Here is a 25,741-nt window from a genome sequence, read left to right as displayed (position 1 = left end):
CGCTGGGGGCACCCCCGGCCGAAGGCTGGGGGCGGAACTGCGCGACCAGCCACATCGAACCCACGCCCGGAAACGGCCCGCACCCTCTACGGGGTCCCTCAGACGGACCGCACCTCCGCGAACTGCGTCCGGTACAGCTCCGCATACCGCCCCTCCGCCGCCAGCAGCGAGTCGTGGGTGCCGCGCTCCACGATCTCCCCCGCCTCGACCACCAGAATCTGGTCGGCGGCCCGCACCGTGGACAGCCGGTGGGCGATGACCACGGCCGTGCGCCCCTCCAGCGCCTCGGCCAGAGCCTCCTGGACGGCGGCCTCCGAGGTGTTGTCGAGATGGGCCGTGGCCTCGTCCAGGATGACCACCCGCTGCCGGGCCAGCAGCAGCCGTGCGATGGTCATGCGCTGGCGCTCACCCCCGGAGAGGCGGTAGCCGCGCTCACCGACCACCGTGTCCAGGCCATCCGGCAGCGACCGTACGACCTCGCCGAGCCTCGCGCGGCCGAGGGCGTCCCACAGCTCCTCGTCGGTGGCGGCCGGGCGGGCGAGCAGCAGGTTGGCGCGGACGGTGTCGTGGAAGAGGTGGCCGTCCTGGGTGACCATGCCGAGGGTGGCCCGCAGCGAGCCGGCGGTCAGGTCGCGGACGTCGGTGCCGCCGATGCGGACGGTGCCCTCGTCGACGTCGTACAGGCGCGGCAGCAGCTGGGCGATGGTGGACTTGCCGGCGCCGGAGGTGCCGACGAGGGCGATCGTCTGGCCGGGTTCGGCGCGGAAGGAGATGCCGTGCAGGACCTCGCTGCCGCCGCGCGAGTCGAGGACCGCGACCTCCTCGAGGGAGGCGAGGGAGACCTGGTCGGCGGCCGGGTAGGCGAAGCGGACGTCCTCGAACTCGACGGCCACCGGGCCCTCGGGGACCTCGCGGGCGTCCGGTTTCTCCTCGATCAGCGGCTTCAGGTCGAGCACTTCGAAGACCCGCTCGAAGCTGACCAGCGCGCTCATCACCTCGACACGGGCCCCGGCGAGGGAGGTCAGCGGGGCGTAGAGGCGGGTCAGCAGCAGGGCGAGGGAGACCACCGCGCCCGGCTCCAGGGTGCCGCGCAGGGCGAACCAGCCGCCGAGGCCGTAGACCAGGGCGAGGGCGAGGGAGGAGACCAGGGTCAGCGCGGTCATGAACACCGACTGGGCGGTGGCGGTGCGCACCCCGATGTCCCGGACCCGGGCGGCGCGCGCGGCGAACTCCGCCGACTCCTCCTCGGGGCGGCCGAAGAGCTTGATCAGGGTGGCGCCCGGCGCCGAGAACCGCTCGGTCATCCGGGTGCCCATGGCCGCGTTGAGCGTGGCGGCCTCCCGCTGCATCCGGGCCATCCGGCCGCCCATCCGGCGGGCGGGCACCACGAACAGCGGCAGCAGCACCAGCGCGAGCAGGGTGATCTGCCAGGACAGGGTGAGCATCACCGCGAGCGTGAGGAGCAGTGTGACCAGGTTGCTGACCACACCGGAGAGGGTGTTGGCGAAGGCCCGCTGGGCGCCGATCACGTCGTTGTTGAGACGACTGACCAGCGCTCCCGTACGGGTACGCGTGAAGAACGCGACGGGCATCCGCTGCACATGATCGAACACAGCCGTGCGCAGGTCGAGGATGAGGCCCTCCCCGAGCGCCGCCGAGAGCCGCCGCCCGAGCACCCCGAGCGCCGCCTCCACGACCGCGACCAGCGCGATCAGGAGCGACAGCCGTACGACCGTGCCGGTGTCGTGGCCCGACACGATCGCGTCGACGACATGGCCGGCAAGGACCGGGGTGGCGACGGCGAGCAGGGCGGTCAGCACCCCGAGGAGGACGAAACGGACTATGCCGGCCCGGTGCGGGCGGGCGAAGGCGGCGATACGGCGAAGCGTGGCCCGTTCGAACGGGCGCCGCTCCTGCTGGGCGGTCATGACGCTGTGGAGCTGCGTCCAGGCGGTGGTCTCCATACTCATGAAGGAGAACGTAGGACCTCAAGCATCGTTGAGGTCAATGTCCGCTCGCCGTCCCCCCGTACGAAGGACCCGATGCGCCCCCACCTGCTTCCCGGCCGTCATCCGGCGTCTCCTCTTCCGCCACCCGCAGTTGGGGCGGCGCGGAAAACCTCTCCCGGTGTGACAGCGGTAAGAATCCCCGGCTTCCGTGAGAGCCGTCTCCCCCGGCTCGCCCGTCGTATCCCCTGGCGGCACATCCTCACGCTCATCCCGCTCCTGCTGGTCGCGGTCATCGCGGTGCAGCACTGGCCGGTCCTCGTCGAGGGCTTCGGCCACCTGCGCGACGCCTCCTGGCCCTGGCTGCTGGCGGCCGGCGGTGCCACCTGCCTGACCTGGGTGGCCGCCGCCTTCACCCGGCAGGGTGCCGTGATCCAGCCGCTGCCCCGCTGGCGGCTGCTGGCCACCCAGCTCGCCGCGGGCTCGGCGAACCACCTGCTGCCCACGGGCCTCGGCTCGGGCGCGGTCAACCTGCGGTTCATGACCGTGTGCGGGGTGCCGCTCGCCACCTCCTCCGCCGCGCTGGCCCTCTATCTGCTCGCCGAGTCGATCGCCCGCGTGGGCCTGACGGCCGTGTTCTTCGTCGCCTTCCCCGACGCCCTGCGGCTCGACGGCCTGCTCCCCGACGGGGACGTCGGACCGGTCCTGGCCGTCGCCGGCGCCCTGGTGGCCGTGGCGCTGGCCGCGCTGTTCCTCGTACGACGGGTGCGCGAGCCGGTGTTCCGCTTCGTGCGCGGTGCCCTGGGCGAGGCCCGCTCGGTGCACACGCGTCCGTCCCGGGCGCTGGCGCTGTGGGGCGGCTCGCTCGCCTTCCCCGCGCTCCAGGCGGCCGGTCTGGTGGCGGTGGGGCGGGCGCTCGGCCTCGACGTGCCGCCCGCGCACATGGCGCTGGCGTACCTGGCGGCCACGGTCGCCGTCGCCCTGATCCCCACGCCGGGCGGCCTGGGTTCGGTGGAGGCGGCGCTGATCGTGGCGCTGGTGGCGGCCGGCGGTCCGGTCGCGGTGGCCACGGCCGTCGTCCTCGCGTACCGGATCATCACCGTGTGGGTGCCGTTGCTGCCAGGAGCCCTGACACTGGGAGCGCTGGTACGACTGAAGGTCATCTGACGAGGGTCATCCGACGCGGGGTGACCTTCCCCCGGGAGGGAAACGCATGCCGGTCCGCCTCGAACGCACGGGTCCCGTCACCACGGTCGTCCTCTCCCGGCCCGCGGTGCGCAACGCGGTCGACGGGCCGACGGCGGCCGAACTGGCCTCCGCCTTCCGTGAGTTCGAGGCGGACGACGAGGCCCGGGTGGCGGTGCTGTGGGGCGAGGGCGGCACGTTCTGCGCGGGCGCCGACCTCAAGGCGATGGGCGCCGGGCACGGGAACCGGGTGGCGGCGGACGGTGACGGCCCGATGGGCCCGACCCGGCTGCGCCTGTCCAAGCCCGTGATCGCCGCGATCGCCGGGCACGCCGTGGCCGGCGGCCTGGAGCTGGCCCTGTGGTGCGATCTGCGGGTCGCCGAGGAGGACGCGGTGCTCGGCGTCTTCTGCCGCCGCTGGGGCGTGCCCCTGATCGACGGCGGCACGGTACGGCTGCCCCGGCTGATCGGCACCAGCCGGGCGCTGGACCTGATCCTCACCGGCCGCCCGGTCCCGGCCCCCGAGGCCTACGGGATGGGCCTGGTCAACCGGCTCGTCCCGGCCGGCCGCTCGCGCGCAGCGGCCGAGGAACTGGCCGCGTCCCTCGCGGCTTTCCCCCAGGCCTGCCTGCGCAGCGACCGTGCGTCGGTGCTGGACCAGGAGGGGCTGGACGAGCCGACGGCGCTGACCACCGAGACCCGTCACGGCATGGCCGTACTGGCGGAGGGCCTGGAAGGCGCGGCGCGGTTCGCGGCGGGCGCGGGCCGGCACGGCTCCTTCACCGGCGACTGACCAGTCACTCCGGCACCGCCCGGCCCGCCTCGGCCCCCCGCCCGGATCGCGGCACTGACGTCCGGTCCCGGCCACGGCCTGGTCCAGGGGCGGGCGAGTCGGCGGGCGATCGCGCTGCCGACGACCCCGGCGCCGACGACCGTCACGTCGTACGGGACGCCGGGCAGGGGTCCTGCGGCGGTGACCGTCACCGGGGCAGTCCCGATCCGGCTCCGGCCACCGGCCCGTCCAGCAGGGCGGCGACGGCGGCGCGGAAGACCCCGAGGCGGTCGGCGGCCTCGGCGGCGGAGACGCGCGGCTCGTAGACGGCCGAGGGGCAGCCGTCGGGCAGGAAGTCGACGGGGTCGCTGCCGAGGTGGGCCAGCGCGCCCACGCCGAGGGCGGTGGCGTCGGGCAGCGCGGACACCTCGACGGGGCGTTGCAGCAGGTCGGCCTGGGTCTGCATGAGCAGGGCCGAGCGAGCCAGACCGCCCTCGACGCACAGGGCGGTCAGCGGGGTGCCGAGGTCGGTCTCGGCGGCTTCGGCGAGCTCCACCACCTGGGCGGCCAGGCCCTCGCACAGGGCCCGCACCAGCTGCCCTGGGCCGGTGTCGAGGCCGAGCCCGGTGAGGGAGCCGCGCAGTTCGCCGCGCCACCAGGGTGCCGCGAGCCCGGCCAGCGCGGGGACGAAGGTGACCCCGCCGGAGTCGGGGACGGCGCCGCCCACCCGGTCCAGGTCGGCGGGGCCCGAGATCACGCCGAGGTCGGTGAGCCAGCGCACGGCGGAGGCGGCGGTGTACACCTGGCCGTCCAGGCAGTAGGCGGCCTCTCCGGCGAGGCGCCAGGCGACGCGGCCGACCAGTCCGGAGCGGCTGCGCCGGGGGGTGTCGCCGGTGTGCGCCAGCAGGAACGCCCCGCTGCCGTAGCTGCACTTGGCGGCGCCGGGGCCGGTGATGCGCTGGGCGAGGAGGGCGGCCTGCTGGTCGACGGCGAGGCCGGTGAGCGGGATCTTGTCCCCGAACTCCTTCGTCGTGCCCACGAGCCGGGCGTTGTCGACGATCTCGGGGAGGCGCTCGGCGGACAGCCCGTAGAGGTCGAGGGCGCGGGCGGACCACTGCACACGGTCCAGGTCGAGGAGATGGGTGCGGCTCGCGGTGGCGGCGTCGGTGACGAAGGCGCCGGTGAGCCGGTGGACCAGCCAGGCGTCGGTGGTGGTGACGACTCCCTCGGTGGTGAGGTGCCGGCGGATCCAGGCCATCTTGGGCGCGGCGAAGCAGGGGTCGAGCGGGAGGCCGGTAAGGGCGCGTAACTCCTCGGCGTGGTCGGCGAGTTCGGCGCAGACCGGTTGGGCCCGGCGGTCCTGCCGGCCGACGGCGCCGGTGAGCGGACGCCCGGTGCCGGGGTCCCAGGCGAGGACGGTCTCGCCCTGGTTGGCCAGGCCGAGCGCGGTCACCGGTTCACCGGCCTCGGCAAGCGCCCGGCGGCCGGCGACGAGCACCGACTCGTACAGCTCCACGGGGTCGGACTCCACCCGGCCGCCGGGCAGGTGCCGGGGCCGGACGGCGACGAATCCGGTGCCGATGACGCCCCGTTCGGGACAGATCACCAGGGCCTTGGTGCCGGACGTGCCCTGGTCGACTGCGAGCACCGGACCTGTCATCGAACCTCCCCGACGATCACTGCGCGACAGCCTGCCGCAGGCGTACCGGGCAGCACAAGCGCACATGGGTTCGGCCGGTCCGAACCTCCCTGCGGATACGGCAGGATGAGCGGTTGCACAACCGAATGGGAGGTAACCGGTGAACCGAGCGCTCACCGTCGATGACCTGGTCCTGGCCGGAATCGCCCTCGCGGCGGGCCTGTTGCTGGCCTTTCTGTCGCGCGGGATGCTGCGCTGGCTGGCCAGACATGCGAAGCGGACCCGCTGGAGCGGTGACGACGTCATCGTGGACGCGCTGCGCACGGTGGTCCCGTGGGCGGCGCTCGCGGGCGGGGCGGCGTCCGCGGCGGCGGTGCTGCCGCTGACCAGGACCGTCCAGCACCACACGAACCAGTGCCTCCAGGTGCTGCTCATCTTCGCGGTGTCGGTGTCGGCGGCCCGGGTGATCGCCGGGCTCGTGCAGACGGTCACCCAGTCCCGCTCCGGGGTCGCCGGCTCGGCCACGATCTTCGTGAACATCACGCGGGTGCTGGTCCTGGCGATCGGCTTCCTGGTGATGCTCCAGACCCTGGGCATCTCCATAGCGCCCCTGCTCACCGCCCTGGGCGTGGGCGGTCTGGCGGTCGCGCTCGCCCTCCAGGACACCCTCGCCAACCTCTTCGCGGGCGTCCACATCCTCGCCTCCAGGACCGTCCAGCCGGGCGACTACATCCAGCTGAGCAGCGGCGAGGAGGGCTACGTCGTGGACATCAACTGGCGCCAGACGACCGTCCGGCAGCTCTCGAACAACCTGGTGGTCATCCCCAACGGCCAGCTGGCGAAGACCAACATGACCAACTACACGCGGCCCGAGCAGCAGTTGACGATCCTGGTGCAGGTGGGTGTCGGCTACGACAGCGACCTCGACCACGTCGAGCGGGTCACGCACAAGGTCATCGCCGAGACCATGACCGAGATCACCGGCGCGGTTGCGGACCACGAACCCGCCATCCGCTTCCACACCTTCGGCGACTCACGGATCGGGTTCACGGTGATCCTCGGGGTCGGCGAGTTCAGCGACCAGTTCCGCATCAAGCACGAGTTCATCAAGCGCCTGCACCGCCGCTACCGCGAGGAGGGCATCCGGATACCGGCGCCGGCCCGCACGGTGGCGCTCCAGCAGGGGGCCGTGGTGATCCCGCACCAGCGCACCGCCGAGGACGCGCCGGTCACCGACTGGCCCCCTGCCCCTCGCGGCTAGAGCGTGGCCGAGTTGTCGTGGTGATGGCCGCCCCGCAGGCTGTGCGGGGCAGCCGGGGCCGGGGTGACCGGGGTGACCGTCCAGTCGGGGTGACCGGGCATCCGCGGGGGCCGTGGTGCCGTAGAGCCAGTCGCGGAGGAAACCCGACCGGTCCTGGCCGGTGACCTCGGTGGCCACCGCGATGCAGTCCTCCGCGGAGGCCGAGCGGCGCCGGAAGCGGCCCAGGAAGGTGCGCTCGACCGAGTACGCCGTACGGTCGCCCGGCAGGTTCTCGGTACGGGTCAGCAGCCCGTGCCGGCCTCCCGGGATCGGACCACGGACGGGATCCGTGTCGCTGCCCCGGGGTCGAGGACGCCGGGGACCAGTGCGCCCAAGACGGTTCGGGGCGTGCGGCTGGCCGGGCTGACGCCCGCCCGGTCTCAAGGGACGGTGGTCGTTGCACGGGAAGACCTCGTGCACGGAGTCCGGCTGCGGGTACCCGGGTGTGCGTCCTGCCCCCGGCCCCCTCGGCGCCGCTTTTCTCCCCCGCGGAGAAGGGACGCGCGAGGGCCAGGGCCCCGTGGCCAGTACGGTCGCCGTACCGAGCAGGGCGGCCGGGGGCACTCGGGTGCGATATCTCATGGTCCGCTTTCGCTCGGGCGCCCGGTTGGTCGGTCCGGCCGCCGGCCGATGGTGGCTCGTTCCTCCTGACCACCCTTTCGGCCGATCCGGTTGCCTTCCGTATGACAACCGGACGAACGGATCTTCCGAGTCGCGGACCCCTGTCGAACGTGGGTCGATCACGAGATATCTTGATGTCGAGCAATGTTGCAGACGTGGAGCGGAGCACCCGGTGACTGACTCGACCATCATCTACACCTACACAGACGAGGCCCCGGCCCTCGCGACGCACTCGTTCCTGCCGGTGATCCAGGCGTACGCCTCGCAGGCCGGTGTCGCCGTGGACACCCGCGACATCTCGCTGGCCGGGCGCATCATCGCCGTCTTCCCGGAGTACCTGAACGAGGACCAGCGCGTCCCGGACGCGCTCGCCGAGCTCGGCGAGCTGGCCAAGACGCCCGAGGCCAACATCGTCAAGCTGCCGAACATCTCGGCGTCGATCCCGCAGCTGAAGGCCGCCGTCGCCGAGCTCCAGGGCAAGGGCTACGCGCTGCCGGACTACCCGGACGACCCGAAGAACGACGAGGAGCGCGACATCCGCGCCCGCTACGACAAGGTCAAGGGTTCCGCCGTGAACCCGGTCCTGCGCGAGGGCAACTCGGACCGCCGCGCCCCCGCCTCGGTGAAGAACTACGCCAAGACCCACCCGCACCGCATGGGCGCCTGGACCCCCGAGTCCAAGACCAACGTGGCGACGATGGGCGAGAACGACTTCCGTTCCACCGAGAAGTCCGCGGTGATCGCCGAGGCCGGCAAGCTGAAGATCGAGCTGGTCGCCGAGGACGGCACCACCACGGTCCTCAAGGAGTCCGTACCGGTCCTCGCGGGCGAGGTCGTGGACGCCTCCGTGCTGCACGTCGCGCAGCTCAACGACTTCCTGGCGGCGCAGATCGCGCGTGCCAAGGAAGAGGGCGTGCTCTTCTCGGTCCACCTCAAGGCCACGATGATGAAGGTCTCCGACCCGATCATCTTCGGTCACGTGGTGCGCGTCTTCTTCCCGAAGACCTTCGCGAAGTACGGCGAGACGCTCAAGGCGGCCGGCCTGTCCCCGAACGACGGTCTGGGCGGCATCCTCAAGGGCCTGGAGAACCTGTCCGAGGGCGCCGAGATCAAGGCCTCCTTCGACGCCGAGATCGCCGAGGGCCCGGCCCTCGCGATGGTCGACTCCGACAAGGGCATCACCAACCTGCACGTGCCCTCCGACGTCATCATCGACGCCTCGATGCCGGCCATGATCCGCACCTCCGGCCACATGTGGGGCCCGGACGGCCAGGAGGCCGACACCCTCGCGGTCATCCCGGACTCCTCCTACGCCGGTGTCTACCAGGCCGTGATCGAGGACTGCCGCGCCCACGGCGCCTTCGACCCGTCCACCATGGGCTCGGTCCCGAACGTGGGCCTGATGGCGCAGAAGGCCGAGGAGTACGGCTCCCACGACAAGACCTTCGAGATCGCCACCGCCGGCACGGTCCGCCTGGTCGACGCCGCCGGCAACGTCGTGATCGAGCAGCCGGTCGCCGCCGGTGACATCTTCCGCGCCTGCCAGACCAAGGACGCGCCGATCAAGGACTGGGTGAAGCTGGCCGTCACCCGTGCCCGCGCCACCGGCGACCCGGCCGTCTTCTGGCTGGACGAGGGCCGCGCCCACGACGCGCAGCTGATCGCCAAAGTCAACCAGTACCTGACCGAGCACGACACCGAGGGCCTGGACATCCGGATCCTCTCCCCCGTCGAGGCGACCAAGTTCTCCGTGGAGCGCATCCGCCGCGGCGAGAACACCATCTCCGTCACCGGCAACGTGCTCCGTGACTACCTGACCGACCTGTTCCCGATCCTGGAGCTGGGCACCAGCGCCAAGATGCTGTCGGTCGTCCCGCTGATGGCGGGCGGCGGCCTGTTCGAGACGGGCGCCGGCGGCTCCGCGCCGAAGCACGTCCAGCAGCTGGTCAAGGAGAACTACCTGCGCTGGGACTCCCTCGGTGAGTTCTTCGCGCTCGTGCCCGCCTTCGAGCAGTACGCCGACTTCACCGGCAACGCCCGCGCCAAGGTGCTGGCCGACACCCTCGACCGCGCCACGGCGACCTTCCTCAACGAGGACAAGTCCCCGACCCGTCGCGTCGGCGGCATCGACAACCGCGGCAGCCACTTCTACCTGTCGCTGTACTGGGCGCAGGAGCTGGCGAAGCAGACCGACGACGCCGAGCTCGCCAAGGCGTTCGCCTCGCTCGCCGAGACGCTCACCGCGAGCGAGCAGCAGATCGTCGACGAACTGCTCGCCGTCCAGGGCTCCCCGGCCGACATCGGCGGCTACTACCAGCCCGAGAAGGCCAAGGCGGACGCGGTCATGCGCCCGTCGGCCACCTGGAACGCGGTGCTCGCGGCCCTCTGAGCCGCAGCCGGCTCCTGAAGTCCCGAAGTCTCCGCCCCGGCAGGCACCCCGCCCGCCGGGGCGGAGCCATGCCCGGCCCGGCCCGCCGGATCGCCCACGTCACCTGCCGGGGTGCGCGCCGCCCTCGGCCGGGTCACGGCCCGCGCCCTGGTGGACGGCGTGGACTCGGACCGTCTCTGTCCCCCGGCGCAGCAGGCGGAGCCGGCGGCGCTGATCCCGTCCGCCGACCGGCTCCGGGTGATCGAGTCGCCGTACGGCCACGACGGCTTCCTGATCGAGACGGAACAGGTGGGCGCGCTGGTACGGGAACCGCCGGCCCGAGAACCCACCGCTCCCGGTACTACCGTGATCCTGCACCCTGCCACCGCAGACCCCCCGGGAGCCGCCCGTGTCCCAGCCGTCGTACGACCTCCTGCCCGGCGCCGCCGAGTCGCCGGTGATCCTGCACGTGCCGCACTCGGCGCGGGCGATCCCGGCGGTGGTGCGGGCCGGGATCGTGCTCGACGACGCCACCCTGGAACGGGAGCTGGACCACATCACGGACGCGCACACCGCCGAGTTGGCGGAGGCGGCGGCGAGGCTCGCCGGGGTGGCCCCCTGGCGGTTCGTCAACCGGCTGTCACGCCTGGTGGTGGATCCGGAACGGTTCCCCGACGAGCGGGAGGAGATGCTCGCCGTCGGCATGGGAGCCGTGTACACGCGGACCACGCACCGGGGTGAGCTGCGGGACGAGGCGTTCGACCCCGGGCCGCTGGTCGAGCGGTACTTCCGGCCCTACGCGCGGGCGATGACGGAGGCCGTCGCCGGACGGCTGGCCGCGACCGGGCGGGCCGTGGTGATCGACGTGCACTCCTACCCGAGCCGGGCGCTGCCGTACGAGCTGCACGGGGCCGGGCCGCGGCCGCCGGTGTGTCTGGGCACGGACGCCTTCCACACCCCGGCGGAGCTGACGGAGGCGGCCCGCAAGGCCTTCGCGGGGTGCGGGGAGACGGGGCTGGACAGCCCGTTCGGCGGGACCTACGTGCCGCTGGAGTTCTACGGGACGGACGCCCGGGTCGCCGCGCTGATGGTCGAGATCCGGCGGGACCTCTACATGACCGAGCCCGGCGGTCCGGCGGGCCCGGGAGCGGACCGGCTCGCCACCGCCCTCGCCGCGCTCGTGGAGGCCGCCGGCCGTTGATCCCCGGGCCCCCGGAGCCCCTCCGGCTGGAGCATCCCGGCAGGACACGGGGTGAGGGCCGTACGAGCGTGGAGGCATGACCACGGAGACCACCGCGCCCACCACGACCACGGAGCCGCCCCCGACGACGGGGCCGCTGCCGCCCGTCCGCGAGACCGCGCCGCCGGTGCGGGACTGGCCCGCGCTCGAACTGGAGGGCACGGACTTCGACCCGGTCCTCGCCGCCCTGATGGCCGAAGGGCCGGTGGCCCGGATCCGGCTGCCCCACGGTGAGGGCTGGGCGTGGCTCGCGACCCGGTACGAGGACGTCAGGACCGTCACCAACGACCCGCGGTTCAGCCGCGCCGAGGTCACCCGGCGCCAGGTGACCCGGCTGGCCCCGCACTTCCAGCCCCGTCCGGGCTCGCTGGCCTGGGCCGACCAGCCCGACCACAACCGGCTGCGCAAGCCGCTCGCCGGTGCCTTCACGGTCGGCGCGATGAAGGAGCTGCGGCCCCGGGCGCAGGAGATCCTCGACGGGCTGGTCGACGGGGTGGTGCGGGACGGGCCGCCCGCCGACCTGGTCGAGCGGGTGCTGGAGCCGTTCCCGATCACCGTGGTCAGCGAGGTGATGGGGGTGCCGGAGGCGGACCGGGAGCGGGTGCACGCGTGGACCCGGCAGATCATCTCCACCTCGGGCGGGGCCGAGGCCGCCGACGCGGCCAAGCAGGGGCTGTACGGCTGGATCACCGAGACGGTACGCGCGCGGGCCGGCAGCTCGGGCCAGGACGTGTACTCGCTGCTCGGAGCGGCCGTGGCCCGAGGCGAGGTCGGCGAGGAGGAGGCCGTGGGGCTGGCCGGTCCGCTGCAGATCGGCGGTGAGGCGGTCACCCACAACTGCGGGCAGATGCTGTTCCTGATGCTGACCCGGCCGGAGCTGATGGCGCGGATGCGGGAGCGGCCGGCGGAGCGCGGCCCGGTCCTGGACGAGCTGCTGCGCTGGATCCCGCACCGCAGCACGGTCGGGCTCGCCCGGATCGCCCTGGAGGACGTCGAGCTCGGCGGCGGCACCCGGATCGCGTCCGGCGACCCGGTGTACGTCTCCTACCTCGCCGCCAACCGCGACCCGGCCGTCTTCCCCGACCCGGACCGCATCCTCCCGGACCGCGCGCCCAACCCACACCTCGCCTTCGGCAACGGTGCGCACTACTGCACGGGCGCGGTCCTGGCCCGGCTGCAGACCGAGCTGCTGGTCGGCACCCTCCTCGACCGGCTGCCGGGGCTACGGCTCGCGGTGCCGGCCGAGGGAGTGGAGTGGCGGCGGAAGACGATGATCCGGGGGCCGCGGACGCTGCCCGTCACCTGGTGACGCGGGCACCCTGCCTCAGGCCCGCAGCCACTCCGTGACGATCACGTCCCCGCCCGTCCGCAGCCGGAGCGCGAACGGGCCGGTGGGCGGGGTGTCGCCGGTGAAGCGGCCCATGGCGTCGACCGTGAGCGGATGCGCCGTGGCCGGCCCGCCGAGCACCTCGATGCGCGCCGGCTGCGGGGGCAGCAGCTGGCCGAGCAGTCCGTCGTCGGTGACCTCGACGTCCACGGTCAGCTCGCCCGCCTGGAAGGTCAGCATCCGGGGCGGGTCCTCGACACCCCTGACCGGGATCGCGTCGACCAGGGAGTCGAAGGTCAGCTCGGCGACCCGGGCGTCCAGGTCGTGCAGCAGATAGGCGTCCATGGCCAGTTGGAGCAGCTCGGCCGGGAGCGGGTCGAGGACGGCGGCCGCGCCGCGCAGTTCCTCCTCCAGGAGGTCCGCGTCGAAGCCGGCGTCCCCCGAGGTGTCGCCCACGGCGTCGCCCACCGTCTCGTCGAAAGTCTCGCCGGCCGGGAACTCGTCGTCGCTCACACCGCACCCCTCGCGTCGAGCCGGGCCCGCAGCCGGCGCAGACAGCGCTGGCGCAGCGGACCGATGCTGCCCACGGCGATGCCCAGCGCGACGGACACCTCGACGTAGCTGGGCGGCGGCGAGGCCATCAGGACGCGCAGCAACTGCCTGCAGCGGTCGCCGAGTTCCTCGAACTCCTGCCACAGCAGGCGGATCCGTTCGGCCTCGTCCGCCTGGTCCTCCGCGTCGATCAGGGACTGTTCGGGCGTGCGGTCCTCGCTGATCCGGTCCAGGACCTGGGGATCGTCCGTCGGCAGCAGCCGGGTCAGCCCCCGGATCACCTTCAGGCACTCGTTGCGTGCCGTGCTGGCCAGCCAGGAGCCCGCCTTGTCGGGCTCCCGGATGCGGCCCAGGTGCTGGGCGAACCGGAACCACACGGTCTGGTACACCTCGTGCCCGTCGGCGTCGGAGAGCCGGTGCGCGCGCACCACGGACCACACCAGTGGGCTCAGCCCTTCCACGAGCGCCTTCCAGGCCGCGGCGTCACCGTCGACGGCGGCCCGGACCAGCGCACCGACCTCTGCTCGGTCCACGGTCCCACCCCTCGTGTACGGCAAGTCATGGTACGCCGTGGAGGGGAGTGTTCCGGAACTCAGGCCGTCGCGGCCGGCCTGACGACCGGGACCGGCTGCCAGGTGGCCGGGCGGAGCGCCGGTACGTGGGCTCCGCGCACCTCGGCGTACTCCGTGATGGTCGCCAGGAGTTGTGCGCGCGCCGTGCGCGGGTCGGTCTCCTTGAGCGTGGTCATCCGGTCGGCGACGAGGCCGGCCACGATGGGGGTGGCGAACGATGTTCCGCTCCACTGTGCGAACCCTTCGAACATCACTTGGTCGGGTTTGCCGGGGCCGGTCGTCCCGGTGTCGGTCAACACGCCGGTGTGGCGCGGGTACTGGCAGGTGCAGGCGTAGGTGAAGCCGAACCGGCAGGCGTCATAGGTGGTGTGCTGGTACACGTACGGCACGGGTGCGTCGAAGCCGGCCATGGCCCCGATGAGCTGCTCCCCGGGGGCGTAGACCTTGACCCAGCTGCCGTGGTTGGTGAAGCAGGCGCCGTACTCGCCGTCGCTGCGCAGCGCGCCGACCGAGAGGACCGTGTCCTCGTAGCCGGTCAGGTCGGCGCAGGCGGCGGGCCAGAACTGGGTGGCGCTGCCGTTGTTGCCGGCGGCGGCGACGAGCAGCGTGGACTGGTCGCGCAGGGCGTCCATGAAGGCCTCGACGGCGAGCAGTCCGTCCGCGCTGCCGTTGGAGGTGCCGGCGGAGAGGCTGATGATGTCGGGCCAGCCGTGCTGGTCGACCGCCTCGAAGAGCTTGGCTCCGAACTCGGACTCCAGGATGGCGCCCGCGTCGTTGAGGGTGTTGGTGACGGTGATGTCGGCGTTGGGGGCGAGGGCGGCGATCAGTCCGGCGATGAACGTGCCGTGGCCCACGTACTGCTGGAGGATGCCCTCGGCGTCGGTCTCGGCGATCTGCAGGTCGCCCTGGACGCGGGCGAGGAGCGGGTAGGAGCGGTAGTCGTGCACCAGACCGGTGTCCATCACCAGGACGCTGACGGCGGTGTCCGGGTCGTAGCTCCCCTCCACGGCCTGCGGGTTGGGGGACTGGGTGAGCAGCGCGGGGAGCGGTTCACAGGGGTTGCAGGAGTTGGCGTTCCCGGTGGTGGACACGATGTGGTTGCGGCTGACCAGGCGGCGCCCGGCGCGGCCCTCCGCCTCCCGCAGGGCGCGCAGCGCGTGGCCGACGGCCCGGTCGCCGGTGCGGTCGCCGTGGTTCGGGTCGCCGACCCGGATGCGGGTGACCCCGGTGCGGTTGGTCTCCGGTCCCGCCCTGCGCACGTGGTCGGCGACCAGGCCGGCGGTGGCGGTGAAGTGGGCGCGCACGGTGTCCTCGACGACCCGGGCCTCCGCGCCGTCGCGGGCGAGGACGACCCCCTTCTCGTACAGGAACTCGGCCGCGTCGTCGGGCCCCATCGCCAGTGGAACGTCCGGCATGGAGCGCTGGATCTGATCGAACTGCTCATGGAATCGCTGAGGTGCCATGGCCTGTCTCCTCCCCCAGAAAACGGCGTTCTTCAGTCAGACTCGCCAGGCCTCCGCTTGATACAGCGTCAAACCTGTGGGGCATGTATGCCCAGGCCACTACCATCCGAGGGGTGACTGCGCGAAGCGATTCGGTTACGGAGCTCCTGCCGATGGTGTTCGCCGCCCCCGGCGAGGCCCTGGCGCGGGCGGAGAGCGTCCTTCGGTCCGATCCGTCGCCGCTCGACGCGTCCGTCGCGCACCAGGTCATCGGCATCTGGCAGCGGGACTTCGGGGACCTGGCCGTGGCCCTCGACCATCTGCGGCGCGCCCGGGACTGGGCGGCGCGCGCGGACTCGGCGGACCGGGAGGCGGACGTTCTCGCCACCCTCGGGGTCGCCCTGGTGCACGCGGGGCGCACCCGGCAGGGACTGGCCGCGCTGGACCGCGGGGTGGCCCGGGGCAACGGGCACACGCGGGCGCGGGTGCTGTACCGGCGGGCGTTCGCCGGGTGGGTGCTGGGCCGGCACAAGGAGGCCCTGGAGGACCTGCGTCGGGCGATACCGGTGCTGCGGCAGGCCGACGACGTCATCTGGACCGCGCGGGCCCTGAGCGTGCGGGCCACCGTGCATCTGGCGATGGGCGCGGTGGAGCGGGCCGACGCGGACTTCACGGCGGCGGAGCTGCTGTGGGAGACGACGGGCCAGGAGCACGACAAGGCGGTCGCCGTGGAGAACCGGGGCCTGGCCGCGTACCGGTCCGGGGACATCCCGGCGGCGCTGCGGCTGCTGGCCGAGGCCAAGGAGCGGTACGACGGGCTGGGCACGCCCTCGTTCATGCTGTACATCGCGCGCTGCGACGTTCTGATGGCGGCCGGACTGGCCCCGGAGGCGCTGGCCGAGGCGGACGCGGCGATCGCGGCCCTGGACCGGATCGGCGGGCAGTCCACCCGCAAGGCCGAACTGCTGCTCACCGCCGCCCGGTCGGCGCTGTCGACCGGGGACCCGCAGACCGCGATCGCCCGGGCCGCCGTCGCCGTACGGCTGTTCTCGGGGCAGCGGCGGAGCTGGTGGGAGACGCATGCGCGGCTGGCGCTGATCGAGGCGCGGGTGGCGGGCGGGGCCGCGTCGGGGCGGCTGGTGCAGGACGCGGCGGCGGTCGCCGACCGGCTGGCCTCCTTCGGTGCGCCGGCCGCGCCGGAGGCCTCGCTGCTCGCCGGGCGGATCGCGCTGGCGCTGGGCTGGACGGCGGACGCGGAGCGGCATCTGGCGGTGGCCGCGCGCAGCAGGCACGTCGGACCGCCGCTGGCCCGGATGACCGGCTGGGCCGCACAGGCGCTGCGGGCCCGGGCGGCCGGTTCGCGCCGTGGCGTCCTGGAGGCCTGCCGGCGCGGCCTCGACGTCCTGGACGACCACCGGATGACCCTCGGCGCCTCGGAGCTGCGGGCCCGCGCCACCGCACAGGGAGCCGAACTGGCCGCGCTGGCCCAGCAGGCGAGCCTCGCGCACGGCGGCCCGCGCCGGCTCCTGGAGTGGAGCGAGCGCTGGCGGGCCACGGTGCTGTCCACTCCCCCGACCCGGCCGCCCGCCGACCCCGCTCTGCTGGCTTCGCTCACCGCGTTCCGGGAGATCGCCTCCCGCGCGGAGGAGGCCCGCCGGGAGAGGCGTCCGGTGCCCGCCCTGGAGCGGGAACAGCGGCGCCTGGAACGGGAGATCCGCGCCCGCACCCACCACACGCGCGGCGACGCCCCCGGCGGCGGCGACCGTTTCGACCCGGCGCGGCTCCTGGAGCGGCTCGGTGAGGCCCGGCTGGTCGAACTCGCCGTCCTGGACGGCCGGGTGCACATCCTGCTGTGCGGTCAGGGCCGGGTGCGGCGGTTCGCGGGCGGCCTGCTGGCGGAGGCGGTCGCCGAGGCGGAGCACGTCCAGGCGGGGCTGCGGCGGCTCGCCCACCCCGGGGCGGAGGCGCGGCTGCCGGTGGTGGAGGCCGCCGGGCGGCGCCTTGAGGAGCTGCTCCTGGGCGCGGCCGCGGACCAGCTCGGCTCCGGGCCGGTGGTGATCGTCCCGCCGGGTGCGCTGCACCGGGTGCCCTGGGCCCTGCTGCCCTCCCTCCGGGAGCGGGTGCTCAGCGTGTCGCCGTCGGCGTCGAGCTGGCTGCGGGCCCGGGAGACCGAGCCGCCGCCGGGCGGCCGCCATGTACTGGTCCGGGGGCCGGGGCTGGCGACCGGGGGCGCGGAGGTGCCCGAGGTGGCGGGGCGGTACGCGGCGGCGCGGATCCTGGAGCACGACGAGGCCCAGGTCCCCAGGGTGCTGGAGGAGTTGGACGGCGCCGCGCTCGCCCACATCGCCGCGCACGGCACGTTCCGCGCGGACAGCCCGCTCTTCTCCTCGCTGCGGATGGCGGACGGCCCGCTGATCGTGCACGACTTCGAGCGCCTCGCCCGCAGCCCCTACCGGATCATCCTCTCCAGCTGCGACACGGCCCGGCTCGCCTCGGTCGGTGCCGACGAACTTCTCGGCCTGGTCACCGCGTTGCTGCCGCTGGGCACGGCCGGGGTGGTGGCGAGCAGCGCCCCTGTCAACGACGCGGCCGTGGTCCCGCTGATGCTGGCCCTGCACAAGGGGCTGGGCGCAGGGCTGTCGCTGGCGGAGGCGCTGCGCGACGCCCGGGCCGCCCTGCCGAACGACGCGCTCCACCAGGCGACGGGCTGGGCGTTCGCCGCGTTCGGGGCGGCCTGAACGGGGCGCCGGGGCCGGCGAAGCCGCTCAGCGCAGTACGGCCGCCGGCAAATCGGCCCCCAGCGCCGGCAGATCGGCCGCGTCGGCGAGATCATCTACGTCGGCAGCGCCACCGCGCTCGTGGCGACCCTCGCCCCGGCCCATGCCGTGGGACGCGCCCTGGCCCGCTTCCAGCTGTCAACGGGCTTCGGCCTCGCCGTCTCCCCGGCGGTCATCACCGCTCTCGCCTCCCACGGCGAGGCCGCCCTCTGGGGCAGCCTCACCGCCGCGAGCGGGTTCCTCGACCGACGGTCCCTGCTAGGCCGACTGCCGGTCCGGCTGTGTCACCAGCCACGGGAGCGCCGTGCGGTCGTTCGCACCGAGGCGGGTGTAGGCGCTGTAGAGGTGGTTGCCCACCGTCCGCACGGACAGGGTGAGTTGCTCGGCGATCTGCCGGTTGCTGAGGCCCGCGGCGGCGAGGCCGACGATCTGGCGCTGGCGGGCGGTGAGTTCGCCGAGGACGAGGCCGGACAGGGCCCGGGTGCGGGCGCCCTGGCAGCGGCGGGCGAGGGCGACCGCGCGGGTGCGGGACGTCCGGGCGGCGCGCGGGTCGCGGTGGGCGCGGGCCGCGTGGGCGTGGGCCTCGGCCGCGAACAGCAGCAGGCCGCGCGCCGCCAGCGCCTCGGCCGCCCGGTCCAGGGCGGGCCCGTCACCGCGGACGAGCGCCTCCGCGTGCTGGGCGAGCACGCCGTCCAGCCGCCCCGCGACGCGCTCCGGATCCCCTGGCCGTACGGCGCCGTAGTGCGCGAGACCCCCGTCCCCGCGCACTACGGCGCCCTCCCCCCACTCGGCGGCGGCACGGGCGAGTTCGGTACGGCAGGAGGCGTCCCCCGGCGCCGCCCGCAGTCCCTCCCTCGCCCACGCCGCCGCCTCTCGCAGCTCCCCCCGAAGCCACGAGTACCGGGCACGCACGGCCGCGTACCCGGCCGGTACGGGCAGGTCTCCCGCTGCCAGCCACTCCCCCACCGGGGCCGGCACCTCCCGTACGTCCAACTGCTCGATGCGTTCCACGAGTCGTTCCTGTTCGTCCTGCAGGGCGGGCGCGCACTGCTCGGGGGTGCGGGCCAGGCGCCGGGCCCGCAGGCGGCCCGCCGAGGCGCGCAGCGCGGGTCCGTGCAGGGGGTGGGCGAGACGGACGGCGCCCCGGTCGTCGACGTGGACGAGGCCGTCGGTCTCCAGCCGTTCGAGAGCGGCCAGGTCCAGGTCGTCGTCGAGGTGGAGCGGCAACGGCTCGGCGAAGGCGAGGCGTTCGAGCGTGTCGCGCTCCTGCGGGCCCTGACGGTCCAGCAGGGGGGCGATCCGGTCCCGTACCGTCGCGGTGAGGGGCAGCGGACCGCGCCAGGCCCACTCGCCGGTGTCCGGGACCCGGCTCAGCGGGCCGGACTCGCGCAGCGCGCCGAGCAGGTCGCGCAGCAGCCGCAGATCACCCCGGCACACCCGGTGCAGCCGGCGCACGGTGAGCGGTTCCAGGCCGCCGCCGGCGAGCAGCGCGGCCGTCTCGTCGTACGGCAGCGGTTCCAGCGCGAGGTGGGTGAGGAGTTCCCCGGTCCACAGCCGGGCGACCGCGCCGGGGACGGGTGCGGTGCCGGTGGCGGTGGCGGCCACCACCAGCCGGGTGCGGCCGTGCACGGCGAGCTGGTGGACGAGGGCGGCCGAGGCCTCGTCGAGGAGGTGGGCGTCGTCGACGACCAGCAGCCGCACCCCGGACAGGTGCCGGACCGCGCGGGGCAGGGAGACGCCGTCGGAGAGCAGGTGGGCGAAGGCCGCGAACGGGAGGGCGCTGGTCTCGGGGGTGCCGGTGACCCGGACGCAGTCGGTGCCCCGGACGGCCTCGGTGATCAGCCGGGTCTTGCCGATGCCGGCCGGGCCGGTCACCACGACGCCCTGCCGTCCGGCCACCGACGACCGCCTGACCAGCTCCAGTTCGTCCTCCCTGCCGGTGAAGGGCCAGGGCAGTTCGAGGGTTCGCGCATCCCGTTCGTAAGTCGTCACGTGAGTATGAGTCGCGTTACTCAGCTCTGATACAGGGGGACTTGAGTAGCTCCCGACTCAGGCGTGCGGCCGGGTCGAACGGCAGTCTGGGCGCATGACCCGACGCTACTGCTCGCTTCCGCAGCAGTCGGCCCCGGCGTTCGCGCCGGGACTGGCCGCCGAGCGGCTCGGCGCGCTCGTCGGCGGGCGGCGGATGTGGGTCAACGGCACGGCTCTGCACTACTACTTCTTCGACGCCGACACGGACGCCTCGGTGATCCCGGTCCCGGGGACCGGGGAGACCCGCCGGGTGCCGTGGACCGGTGCCAAGGAGCAGCGGGACGTGGTCCGCGAGTGCTTCCGGGAATGGCAGGACCTGGGCATCGGGGTGACCTTCGCCGAGGTCTTCGACCGGTGCGAGGCGGAGCTGCGGATCGGCTTCCAGCCGGGGGACGGGTCCTGGTCGGCGGTGGGCCGGGACGCGCTCTCGGTGGGCGCGGGCGAGCGCACCATGAACCTGGGCTGGGACCTGACCGGGTCCGACGGGCGCTGGACGGCGCTGCACGAGATCGGGCACGCGCTCGGGATGCAGCACGAGCACCAGAGCCCGTTCGCGGGCGTCCACTGGGACGACGAGGCGGTCTACGCCGGCCTCGCGGGACCGCCGAACCACTGGAACCGGGACCGGACCCACTTCAACATCCTGCGCACGCTGGATCCGGCCGAGGCCAACGGTTCGGTGTGGGACCCGCAGTCCGTGATGCAGTTCCCCTTCGGTCCGGGGCTGGTCCTGGAGCCGGAGCAGTACCACAACGGCCTGTACCCGCCGGGGTCGCTGTCCCCGGCAGACAAGGAGTTCGTGCTCCGCTGGTACCCGCCCGCCGAGCCGCCGGACGTGCTGGTGCCGTTCCGCTCGGCGCCGCTCAGCCTGGGGCCGGGCGGACAGGCCGACTTCGCCGTGGAGCCGCCGGAGACCCGCGTCTACAGCGTGGGCACCTTCGGGCAGAGCGACTCCGTCGTCGTGGTCTTCGAGGAGCGCGACGGGGAACCGCGCTACCTCGCCGGCCACGACGACGGAGGCACCCCGCACAACACCCGGATCACGGTCAGGCTCGTCAAGGGCCGCCGCTATGCCGTCCGCGTCCGTCTCCATTCCACGTGGGGGTCGGGGGAGACAGCGGTCATGTGCTGGTGACAGCACGGCCGCGACGCGGAGGTCGGACCACTGTCCGGCGCCGGGGGAAGCGGTCGCGGCACGTAACCTTCGGGGGAGGGATACGTGCCGCGACCACGCCGCGAGGGCTGCGGAAACCGGGGACGTGGGGCCCCGTCGGCGGCCGTCGAACCGGAGGAGACCGGGACGGGGCCGAGGACGCCGAGGGGGATGTCAGACACGGGTCGCCTCCTCGGCGGGCAGGACCGGGCCCCAGTCGAAAGGCGGGTCGGGGATGTCCTTGCGCAGGGTCGGGGCGACCGCCGACTGGAAGAGTTCCAGGGAGTCGCGGTGCTGGGTGTCGGTGAGGCCGCTTGCGTCCGCGTGCAGATGGACCACGGTGTGCCCGAACTGCTCGTGGTAGCGGTGCACCTTGTCGATGACCTGCTGTGGGCTGCCGATCAGGGCCGAGCTGCGCTCGACGAAGTCCTCCAGCGTCTCGAAGACCACCGGCAGCCCGGCCTTGTTGAAGAAGGCCAGGTTGGATTCGAAGACCGGGCGGTAGGCGGCGAGCGCCTCCTGAGAGGTGGGGGCGACACAGGTGCCCGCCGAGCCGGCGCCGACGGCGATGTCCGCCGGGTCGTGGCCGTAGTGCTCCCAGCGTTCCCGGTAGTACCGGATCAACTCGGCGTACGGCTCGATGGGGTTGGTGACGTTCGCGGAGAACAGCGGGTCGCCGTGGCGGGCCGCGAGGTCGACGGACTCCTTGCTGGTGGCACTGCCGTGCCAGACCCGGACTGGCCGCTGGTAGGGGCGCGGCCAGACCTCGGCGTCCGTCAGCTCCGGCCGGAACCGCGTCTTCGCCGTCACCTTGTCCTGCCGCCACAGCTGCCGGAACACCTGGTGGCTCTCGGCGTTGCGGTCCCACTGGTCCTCGGGCGTGACGTGGAACAACTCGCGCTGGGCGGAGCCGTTGCCCTTGCCGATGATCAGGTCGAGGCGGCCCCCGGAGAGGTGGTCGAGGGTCGCGTAGTCCTCGTACGCCCGGACGGGGTCCAGCAGGCTCAGCGTGGTCACCGCGGTGAAGAGCCGGATACGCCGGGTGAGTGCGGCGACATGGCTGAGCACCACGGTCGGCGAGGAGGAGATGAACGGGCGCTCGTGCCGCTCCCCCACCCCGAAGCCGTCGAAGCCCAGCTCCTCGGCGAGCACGGCGTTGTCGAGGACCTCGCGGAACCGGTCGTGCGTGGACTTGTGGAGGCCCGTGACCGGGTCCGGGCGGTGCACGATCAGGGTGATCGCGAGGAACTTCACGACGCGGCCCGCTCGCCACGTGGCTGGTCGGGGTGCGCGAGGCCGAGGTGGTCGCGCAGGGTGGTGCCCTCGTACTCGGTGCGGAAGACGCCCTGTTCCTGGAGGAGCGGGACGACCGTGTCGGCGAAGGTGTCGAGGCCGCCGGGGGTGATGTGCGGGACCAGGATGAAGCCGTCGGAGACGTCGGCCTGCACGAAGTCGTTGATGGTGCGGGCGACGGTGGCGGGGGAGCCGACGAAGGTCTGCCGGTTGCCCGTGTTGATCACGAGGTCGCGGATGGACCACTTGTTGGCATCGGCGAGCTCGCGCCACTCCTGGGCGATGGCGACCGGGTCGCGGTACATCCGCACCTGGGCGCGGCCCCGGGAGATGTGCTCCTCGGTCACCAGCGGGTCGACGTCGGGGAGCGGGCCCTCCGGGTCGTACGACGACAGGTCCCGGTTCCAGACGAACTCCAGGTGCTTGATGGCGGTCGCGCCGCTGACCTGCTGGCGGCGCACCTGGTGGGCGATCTCCTCGGCCTCCGCGTCGGTGTCGCCGAGGACGAAGCTGGCGGCGGGCAGGATCAGCAGGTCCTCGGGGCGGCGGCCGTACTTGGCGAGGCGGGACTTCACGTCGGTGTAGAAGGCCTGGCCGGCGTCGAGGGTGGCGTACCGGCTGAAGATCGCGTCGGCACTGGAGGCGGCGAACTCGCGGCCCTCGTCGGACTCGCCGGCCTGGAAGATCACCGGACGGCCCTGCGGGGAGCGCGGCACGTTGAACTGGCCGTGGATGTCGAACTGGGGGCCCTTGTGCACGAAGGAGCCCGCGCCCGCGTCGCGGAGGAAGGCGCCGGTCGCCTGGTCGGCGAGGATCTCGTCGCCGTGCCAGGAGTCGAAGAGCTCGTTGGCGGTGGCGAGGAACTCCTTGGCGCGGCTGTAGCGCTCGTCCTGCGGCAGGAAGCCGCCGCGCCGGAAGTTCTCGCTGGTGAAGGCGTCCCAGGAGGTGACCACGTTCCACGCGGCCCGGCCGCCGGAGAGGTGGTCGAGGCTGGCGAACTGGCGGGCCACCTCGTAGGGCTCGTTGAAGGTGGAGTTGATGGTGCCGGTCAGCCCGAGGCGCTCGGTGACGGCGGCCAGGGCGGCGAGGACCGTGAAGGTGTCCGGGCGGCCGACGACGTCCAGGTCGTATATCTTGCCGCCCTGTTCGCGCAGGCGAAGACCCTCGGCGAGGAACAGGAAGTCGAACTTGGCGCGTTCGGCGGTCTGCGCGAAGTGTGCGAAGGAGCTGAACTCGATGTGGCTGCCGGCGGCCGGGTCGCTCCACACCGTGGTGTTGTTGACGCCCGGGAAGTGGGCGGCCAGATGGATCTGCTTCAGCGGCTTGCTCATGACGGGGTGCGGTCCTTCCGGCTCAGGCGGTGGCGGCGTAGCGGTTGGCGGGGCGGGCGAGCCCGAGCAGACCGCGCAGGGTGTCGGCCTCGTAGGCGGTGCGGAAGCGGTCGCGGCGCTGGAGTTCGGGGACCAGGTCCCGGGTGATGCGCGGCAGGTCGTGACCGAGGACGGCGGGTCGGAGCCGGAAACCGGTGAGTCCCTCGGCCGCGAACTCCTCGAGGAGATCCGCGAGTCGGGCGGCCGTACCGGCGAAGATCCGGGCGTCGCTCGTCAGCGCGCCGCCGTCGAGGGCGTCGAGGCGGTCCTTGCGGGCCTCGGCCGTGGCCGCGTCGTCGTCCAGGAGGACCACGAGGTCGCCGAAGACGTGCACGGTGTCACCGGACCGTCCGGCGGCCGCCTGCTCGGCGCGGATCTCGGCGAGGATCGCGCGGGCGTCGGCGCCGTCCTGCGGGGTGACGTAGCCGACGTCGGCCTGGCGGGCGATCAGCCGGTAGGGCACGGTCTGGTGACCGAGCGCGGTGACCAGCGGCTGTCCCTGCGGCGGGCGCGGGGTGATGGAGGGGCCCTTGACGCTGAACCTGCTGCCCTCGAAGTCGATGTAGTGCAGCTTGTCGCGGTCGATGAAGCGGCCGGTGGCGGCGTCCCGGATCTCGGCGTCGTCCTCCCAGCTGTCCCAGAGCCTGCGCACGACCTCGACGTAGTCGGCGGCCTCGTCGAAGTGCTCGGCGAGCCGCTCCTGTCCGGCCGGGGAACGCAGGCCCGCCAGGTCGATCGGCGGGAACGTGCGCCGGCCGAAGTGGTCCGCCTCGTTCGGGCGGGCCGAGATCTGCACCCGCAGTCCCGCCCGGCCGGTGCTGACGTAGTCCAGGGTGGCGATCGCCTTCGAGATGTGGAACGGCTCGGTGTGGGTGGCGATCACCGTCGGCACCAGGCCGATGTGGCTGGTCAGGGGCGCGATACGGGACGCGATCAGGACGGCGTCGAGGCGGCCGCGGACCTGGTCGGTGCGGCCGTCCGGCTCGCCGTAGTGCGAGGACTGCAGGCCGAGGCCGTCCTCGATGGTGACGAAGTCGATGAGGCCGCGCTCGGCCTCGGCCACCAGGTCGGCCCAGTAGCCGGCGGTGAGCAGGTCGCCGGGGCGGGCCACCGGCTCGCGCCAGGAGGCGGGGTGCCAGCCGGTGCCGTCCAGGGCGACGGCGAGGTGCAGGTGGGAAGCGGGAGATGAGGACACAGTGGTGCCTTCCTGAGGTCCGTACGAGGGCGCGCCGGAGGATGGGGCGCGGCGGAGGAAAGTCAGGAACAACAGAGCGCGCCGGCCACGCGCAGCAGGTCGATGTGCGGCCGGGAGTGCAGGACGGTACGGCGGCCGGGGCTGAGGACACGTGTCACGTCCCGCACCTCCCGGCCTGCTCGGTGTGCATCTCGTCGTGACTCACAACAGACCGGCGCCCGTGGTTGTTCCCTGGCTGCGCACCAGCAGGGTCCGGCCGCGCAGCCGTTCTGTGAAGCCGATCGACTCGTAGAGCCGGATGGCGTTCGCGTTGCTGGGGGCCGCGTGCAGGAACGGGGTGTCGCCGCGCTCCCGGATACCGGCGGCGACCGCGCGGACGAGGCGGGTGGCAAGCCCCCTGCCCCGGTACTCCGGGTCGGCGCAGACGGCACTGATCTCCGTCCAGCCGGGAACACGCAACCTCTCCCCGGCCATGGCGATCAGCCGGCCGTGGTGCCGGATGCCGAGATAGGTGCCCATCTCGACGGTCCGGGTGCGGAACGGGCCGGGCTCGGTGCGGGCGACCAGCTCAAGTATCTCGGGCACGTCGTCCGGCCCGAGCCGAACCGCCTCGGGGGCGGGCTCGGCCCGCAGTGCCGTGTCGACGAACTGGACGCCGGTCCCGCCGCCGACCACCTCCCAGCCGGGCGGCGGTGCCTGTTCGACGGGCTTGATCTTCACCGTCGTCCCGGGGCCGACGAGCGTGTGCAGGTCGGCCCAGGCGGCCGGGTCGGAGGCATCGGCGAGAGCCGCGTAGGCGTAGATGTCGTCGGGATAGCGGGCCGCTCGGCCGAACCTCTCCGCGAGACGGGCGTGCGGTCCGGTGAGAGCGGACCAGACGGCGTTGTCGAGGGGGGTGGTGTCGGGGGTGAGAGGGGCTCCGCCTCCGCGGAAGTCGGTCTGGACGGTCACGGAGGCG

19 protein-coding genes and 2 pseudogenes are annotated in these 25,741 nt (G+C 73.4%); 10 read left to right on the top strand and 11 right to left on the bottom strand.

The window, feature by feature from the left end; all coding sequences use genetic code 11:
* Positions 1–98: 98 nt before the first annotated feature.
* A complete protein-coding gene (locus JF597_RS19945) occupies positions 99–1,964 on the bottom strand; it encodes an ABC transporter ATP-binding protein (protein ID WP_293996530.1) in 1,866 nt (621 codons plus the stop codon).
* Positions 1,965–2,129: 165 nt separating this feature from the next.
* Between JF597_RS19945 and JF597_RS19940 the strand changes: the two genes are divergently transcribed.
* Together JF597_RS19940 and JF597_RS19935 are read left to right on the top strand one after the other, a co-directional pair.
* A complete protein-coding gene (locus JF597_RS19940; protein WP_293996468.1) occupies positions 2,130–3,113 on the top strand; it encodes a lysylphosphatidylglycerol synthase transmembrane domain-containing protein in 984 nt (327 codons plus the stop codon).
* A gap of 46 nt (positions 3,114–3,159) precedes the next feature.
* On the top strand, positions 3,160–3,924 hold the full coding sequence (locus tag JF597_RS19935; protein ID WP_293996466.1) for a crotonase/enoyl-CoA hydratase family protein: 765 nt from the start codon (positions 3,160–3,162) through the stop codon (positions 3,922–3,924).
* A gap of 187 nt (positions 3,925–4,111) precedes the next feature.
* On the opposite strand, the gene JF597_RS19930 is transcribed toward JF597_RS19935, so the two are convergent.
* A complete protein-coding gene (locus JF597_RS19930) occupies positions 4,112–5,563 on the bottom strand; it encodes an FGGY family carbohydrate kinase (protein WP_293996464.1) in 1,452 nt (483 codons plus the stop codon).
* A gap of 139 nt (positions 5,564–5,702) precedes the next feature.
* On the opposite strand from JF597_RS19930, the gene JF597_RS19925 reads away from it, so the two are divergent.
* The 5 genes and pseudogenes from JF597_RS19925 to JF597_RS19900 all read left to right on the top strand — a co-directional run bounded on the left by JF597_RS19925 (position 5,703) and on the right by JF597_RS19900 (position 12,380).
* Positions 5,703–6,803: a mechanosensitive ion channel family protein gene (locus JF597_RS19925; RefSeq protein WP_293996462.1), complete on the top strand. Its 1,101-nt coding sequence runs from the start codon at positions 5,703–5,705 to the stop codon at positions 6,801–6,803.
* A gap of 832 nt (positions 6,804–7,635) precedes the next feature.
* A complete protein-coding gene (locus JF597_RS19915; RefSeq protein WP_293996460.1) occupies positions 7,636–9,852 on the top strand; it encodes an NADP-dependent isocitrate dehydrogenase in 2,217 nt (738 codons plus the stop codon).
* A gap of 108 nt (positions 9,853–9,960) precedes the next feature.
* Positions 9,961–10,161: pseudogene (locus JF597_RS19910) on the top strand (homoserine O-acetyltransferase); the annotation flags it as partial.
* A 79-nt stretch (positions 10,162–10,240) separates the two neighbouring features.
* Entirely contained in the window at positions 10,241–11,032 is a 792-nt protein-coding gene (locus tag JF597_RS19905; RefSeq protein ID WP_293996458.1) for an N-formylglutamate amidohydrolase, read from the top strand.
* 76 nt (positions 11,033–11,108) lie between these two features.
* Positions 11,109–12,380: a cytochrome P450 gene (locus tag JF597_RS19900; protein WP_293996456.1), complete on the top strand. Its 1,272-nt coding sequence runs from the start codon at positions 11,109–11,111 to the stop codon at positions 12,378–12,380.
* Between the two features lie 15 nt (positions 12,381–12,395).
* Here JF597_RS19900 and JF597_RS19895 read toward each other — a convergent pair whose 3' ends face one another.
* From JF597_RS19895 to JF597_RS19885, 3 genes are read right to left on the bottom strand one after another with little or no spacing between them, the layout of a single operon-like run.
* Positions 12,396–12,866, bottom strand: coding sequence for a hypothetical protein (locus JF597_RS19895; protein ID WP_293996528.1), 471 nt, complete (start codon positions 12,864–12,866; stop codon positions 12,396–12,398).
* 41 nt (positions 12,867–12,907) lie between these two features.
* The gene (locus tag JF597_RS19890) at positions 12,908–13,546 is read right to left on the bottom strand and encodes a sigma-70 family RNA polymerase sigma factor (RefSeq protein ID WP_293996526.1); all 639 of its coding nucleotides are present in this window, start codon (positions 13,544–13,546) and stop codon (positions 12,908–12,910) included.
* Positions 13,543–14,985 (bottom strand): S8/S53 family peptidase, encoded by a 1,443-nt coding sequence (locus tag JF597_RS19885; RefSeq protein ID WP_293996454.1) that lies wholly within the window; start codon positions 14,983–14,985, stop codon positions 13,543–13,545. The genes JF597_RS19890 and JF597_RS19885 overlap by 4 nt, the downstream gene beginning before the upstream one ends.
* Positions 14,986–15,137: 152 nt before the next feature.
* Here JF597_RS19885 and JF597_RS19880 point away from each other — a divergent pair, with 152 nt between their 5' ends.
* Both JF597_RS19880 and JF597_RS19875 read left to right on the top strand, forming a co-directional pair.
* A complete protein-coding gene (locus JF597_RS19880) occupies positions 15,138–17,702 on the top strand; it encodes a CHAT domain-containing tetratricopeptide repeat protein (protein ID WP_293996452.1) in 2,565 nt (854 codons plus the stop codon).
* Positions 17,703–17,783: 81 nt separating this feature from the next.
* Positions 17,784–17,975 (top strand): annotated as a pseudogene (locus tag JF597_RS19875) (MFS transporter); the annotation flags it as partial.
* 24 nt (positions 17,976–17,999) lie between these two features.
* On the opposite strand, the gene JF597_RS19870 reads toward JF597_RS19875, so the two are convergent.
* Positions 18,000–19,733 carry a LuxR C-terminal-related transcriptional regulator gene (locus JF597_RS19870; protein ID WP_293996450.1) on the bottom strand — a complete coding sequence of 578 codons (1,734 nt, stop codon included), beginning with the start codon at positions 19,731–19,733 and terminating at the stop codon, positions 18,000–18,002.
* Between the two features lie 94 nt (positions 19,734–19,827).
* Here JF597_RS19870 and JF597_RS19865 point away from each other — a divergent pair, with 94 nt between their 5' ends.
* Positions 19,828–20,907, top strand: a complete 1,080-nt coding sequence (locus JF597_RS19865) for a M12 family metallopeptidase (RefSeq protein WP_293996448.1) — start codon at positions 19,828–19,830, stop codon at positions 20,905–20,907.
* Between the two features lie 192 nt (positions 20,908–21,099).
* Here the strand turns inward: JF597_RS19865 and JF597_RS19860 are convergent, their stop codons facing one another.
* The 5 genes from JF597_RS19860 to JF597_RS19845 all read right to left on the bottom strand — a co-directional run bounded on the left by JF597_RS19860 (position 21,100) and on the right by JF597_RS19845 (position 25,734).
* A complete protein-coding gene (locus tag JF597_RS19860; protein ID WP_293996446.1) occupies positions 21,100–22,179 on the bottom strand; it encodes an LLM class flavin-dependent oxidoreductase in 1,080 nt (359 codons plus the stop codon).
* Entirely contained in the window at positions 22,176–23,549 is a 1,374-nt protein-coding gene (locus JF597_RS19855; protein ID WP_293996444.1) for an NtaA/DmoA family FMN-dependent monooxygenase, read from the bottom strand. The genes JF597_RS19860 and JF597_RS19855 overlap by 4 nt, the downstream gene beginning before the upstream one ends.
* Positions 23,550–23,571: 22 nt before the next feature.
* On the bottom strand, positions 23,572–24,783 hold the full coding sequence (locus JF597_RS19850; protein ID WP_293996442.1) for an LLM class flavin-dependent oxidoreductase: 1,212 nt from the start codon (positions 24,781–24,783) through the stop codon (positions 23,572–23,574).
* Positions 24,784–24,845: 62 nt separating this feature from the next.
* Entirely contained in the window at positions 24,846–24,941 is a 96-nt protein-coding gene (locus JF597_RS55605; protein ID WP_366916424.1) for a putative leader peptide, read from the bottom strand.
* A 43-nt stretch (positions 24,942–24,984) separates the two neighbouring features.
* Positions 24,985–25,734 (bottom strand): GNAT family N-acetyltransferase, encoded by a 750-nt coding sequence (locus JF597_RS19845; protein WP_293996440.1) that lies wholly within the window; start codon positions 25,732–25,734, stop codon positions 24,985–24,987.
* Between the last annotated feature and the right edge of the window lie 7 nt (positions 25,735–25,741).

The organism is Streptomyces sp. (assembly GCF_019510245.1).
GTDB lineage: Bacteria > Actinomycetota > Actinomycetes > Streptomycetales > Streptomycetaceae > Streptomyces.
This window is presented reverse-complemented; position numbering and strand designations above follow the sequence as displayed.

Bases quoted from the DNA above. Each gene is read 5' to 3' on its own strand.
- JF597_RS19935 (WP_293996466.1), top strand. From the start codon at position 3,160: ATGCCGGTCCGCCTCGAACGCACGGGTCCCGTCACCACGGTCGTCCTC.
- JF597_RS19865 (WP_293996448.1), top strand. From the start codon at position 19,828: ATGACCCGACGCTACTGCTCGCTTCCGCAGCAGTCGGCCCCGGCGTTC.
- JF597_RS19855 (WP_293996444.1), bottom strand. From the start codon at position 23,549: ATGAGCAAGCCGCTGAAGCAGATCCATCTGGCCGCCCACTTCCCGGGC.
- JF597_RS19900 (WP_293996456.1), top strand. From the start codon at position 11,109: ATGACCACGGAGACCACCGCGCCCACCACGACCACGGAGCCGCCCCCG.
- JF597_RS19945 (WP_293996530.1), bottom strand. From the start codon at position 1,964: ATGGAGACCACCGCCTGGACGCAGCTCCACAGCGTCATGACCGCCCAG.
- JF597_RS19885 (WP_293996454.1), bottom strand. From the start codon at position 14,985: ATGGCACCTCAGCGATTCCATGAGCAGTTCGATCAGATCCAGCGCTCC.
- JF597_RS19880 (WP_293996452.1), top strand. From the start codon at position 15,138: ATGGTGTTCGCCGCCCCCGGCGAGGCCCTGGCGCGGGCGGAGAGCGTC.
- JF597_RS19930 (WP_293996464.1), bottom strand. From the start codon at position 5,563: ATGACAGGTCCGGTGCTCGCAGTCGACCAGGGCACGTCCGGCACCAAG.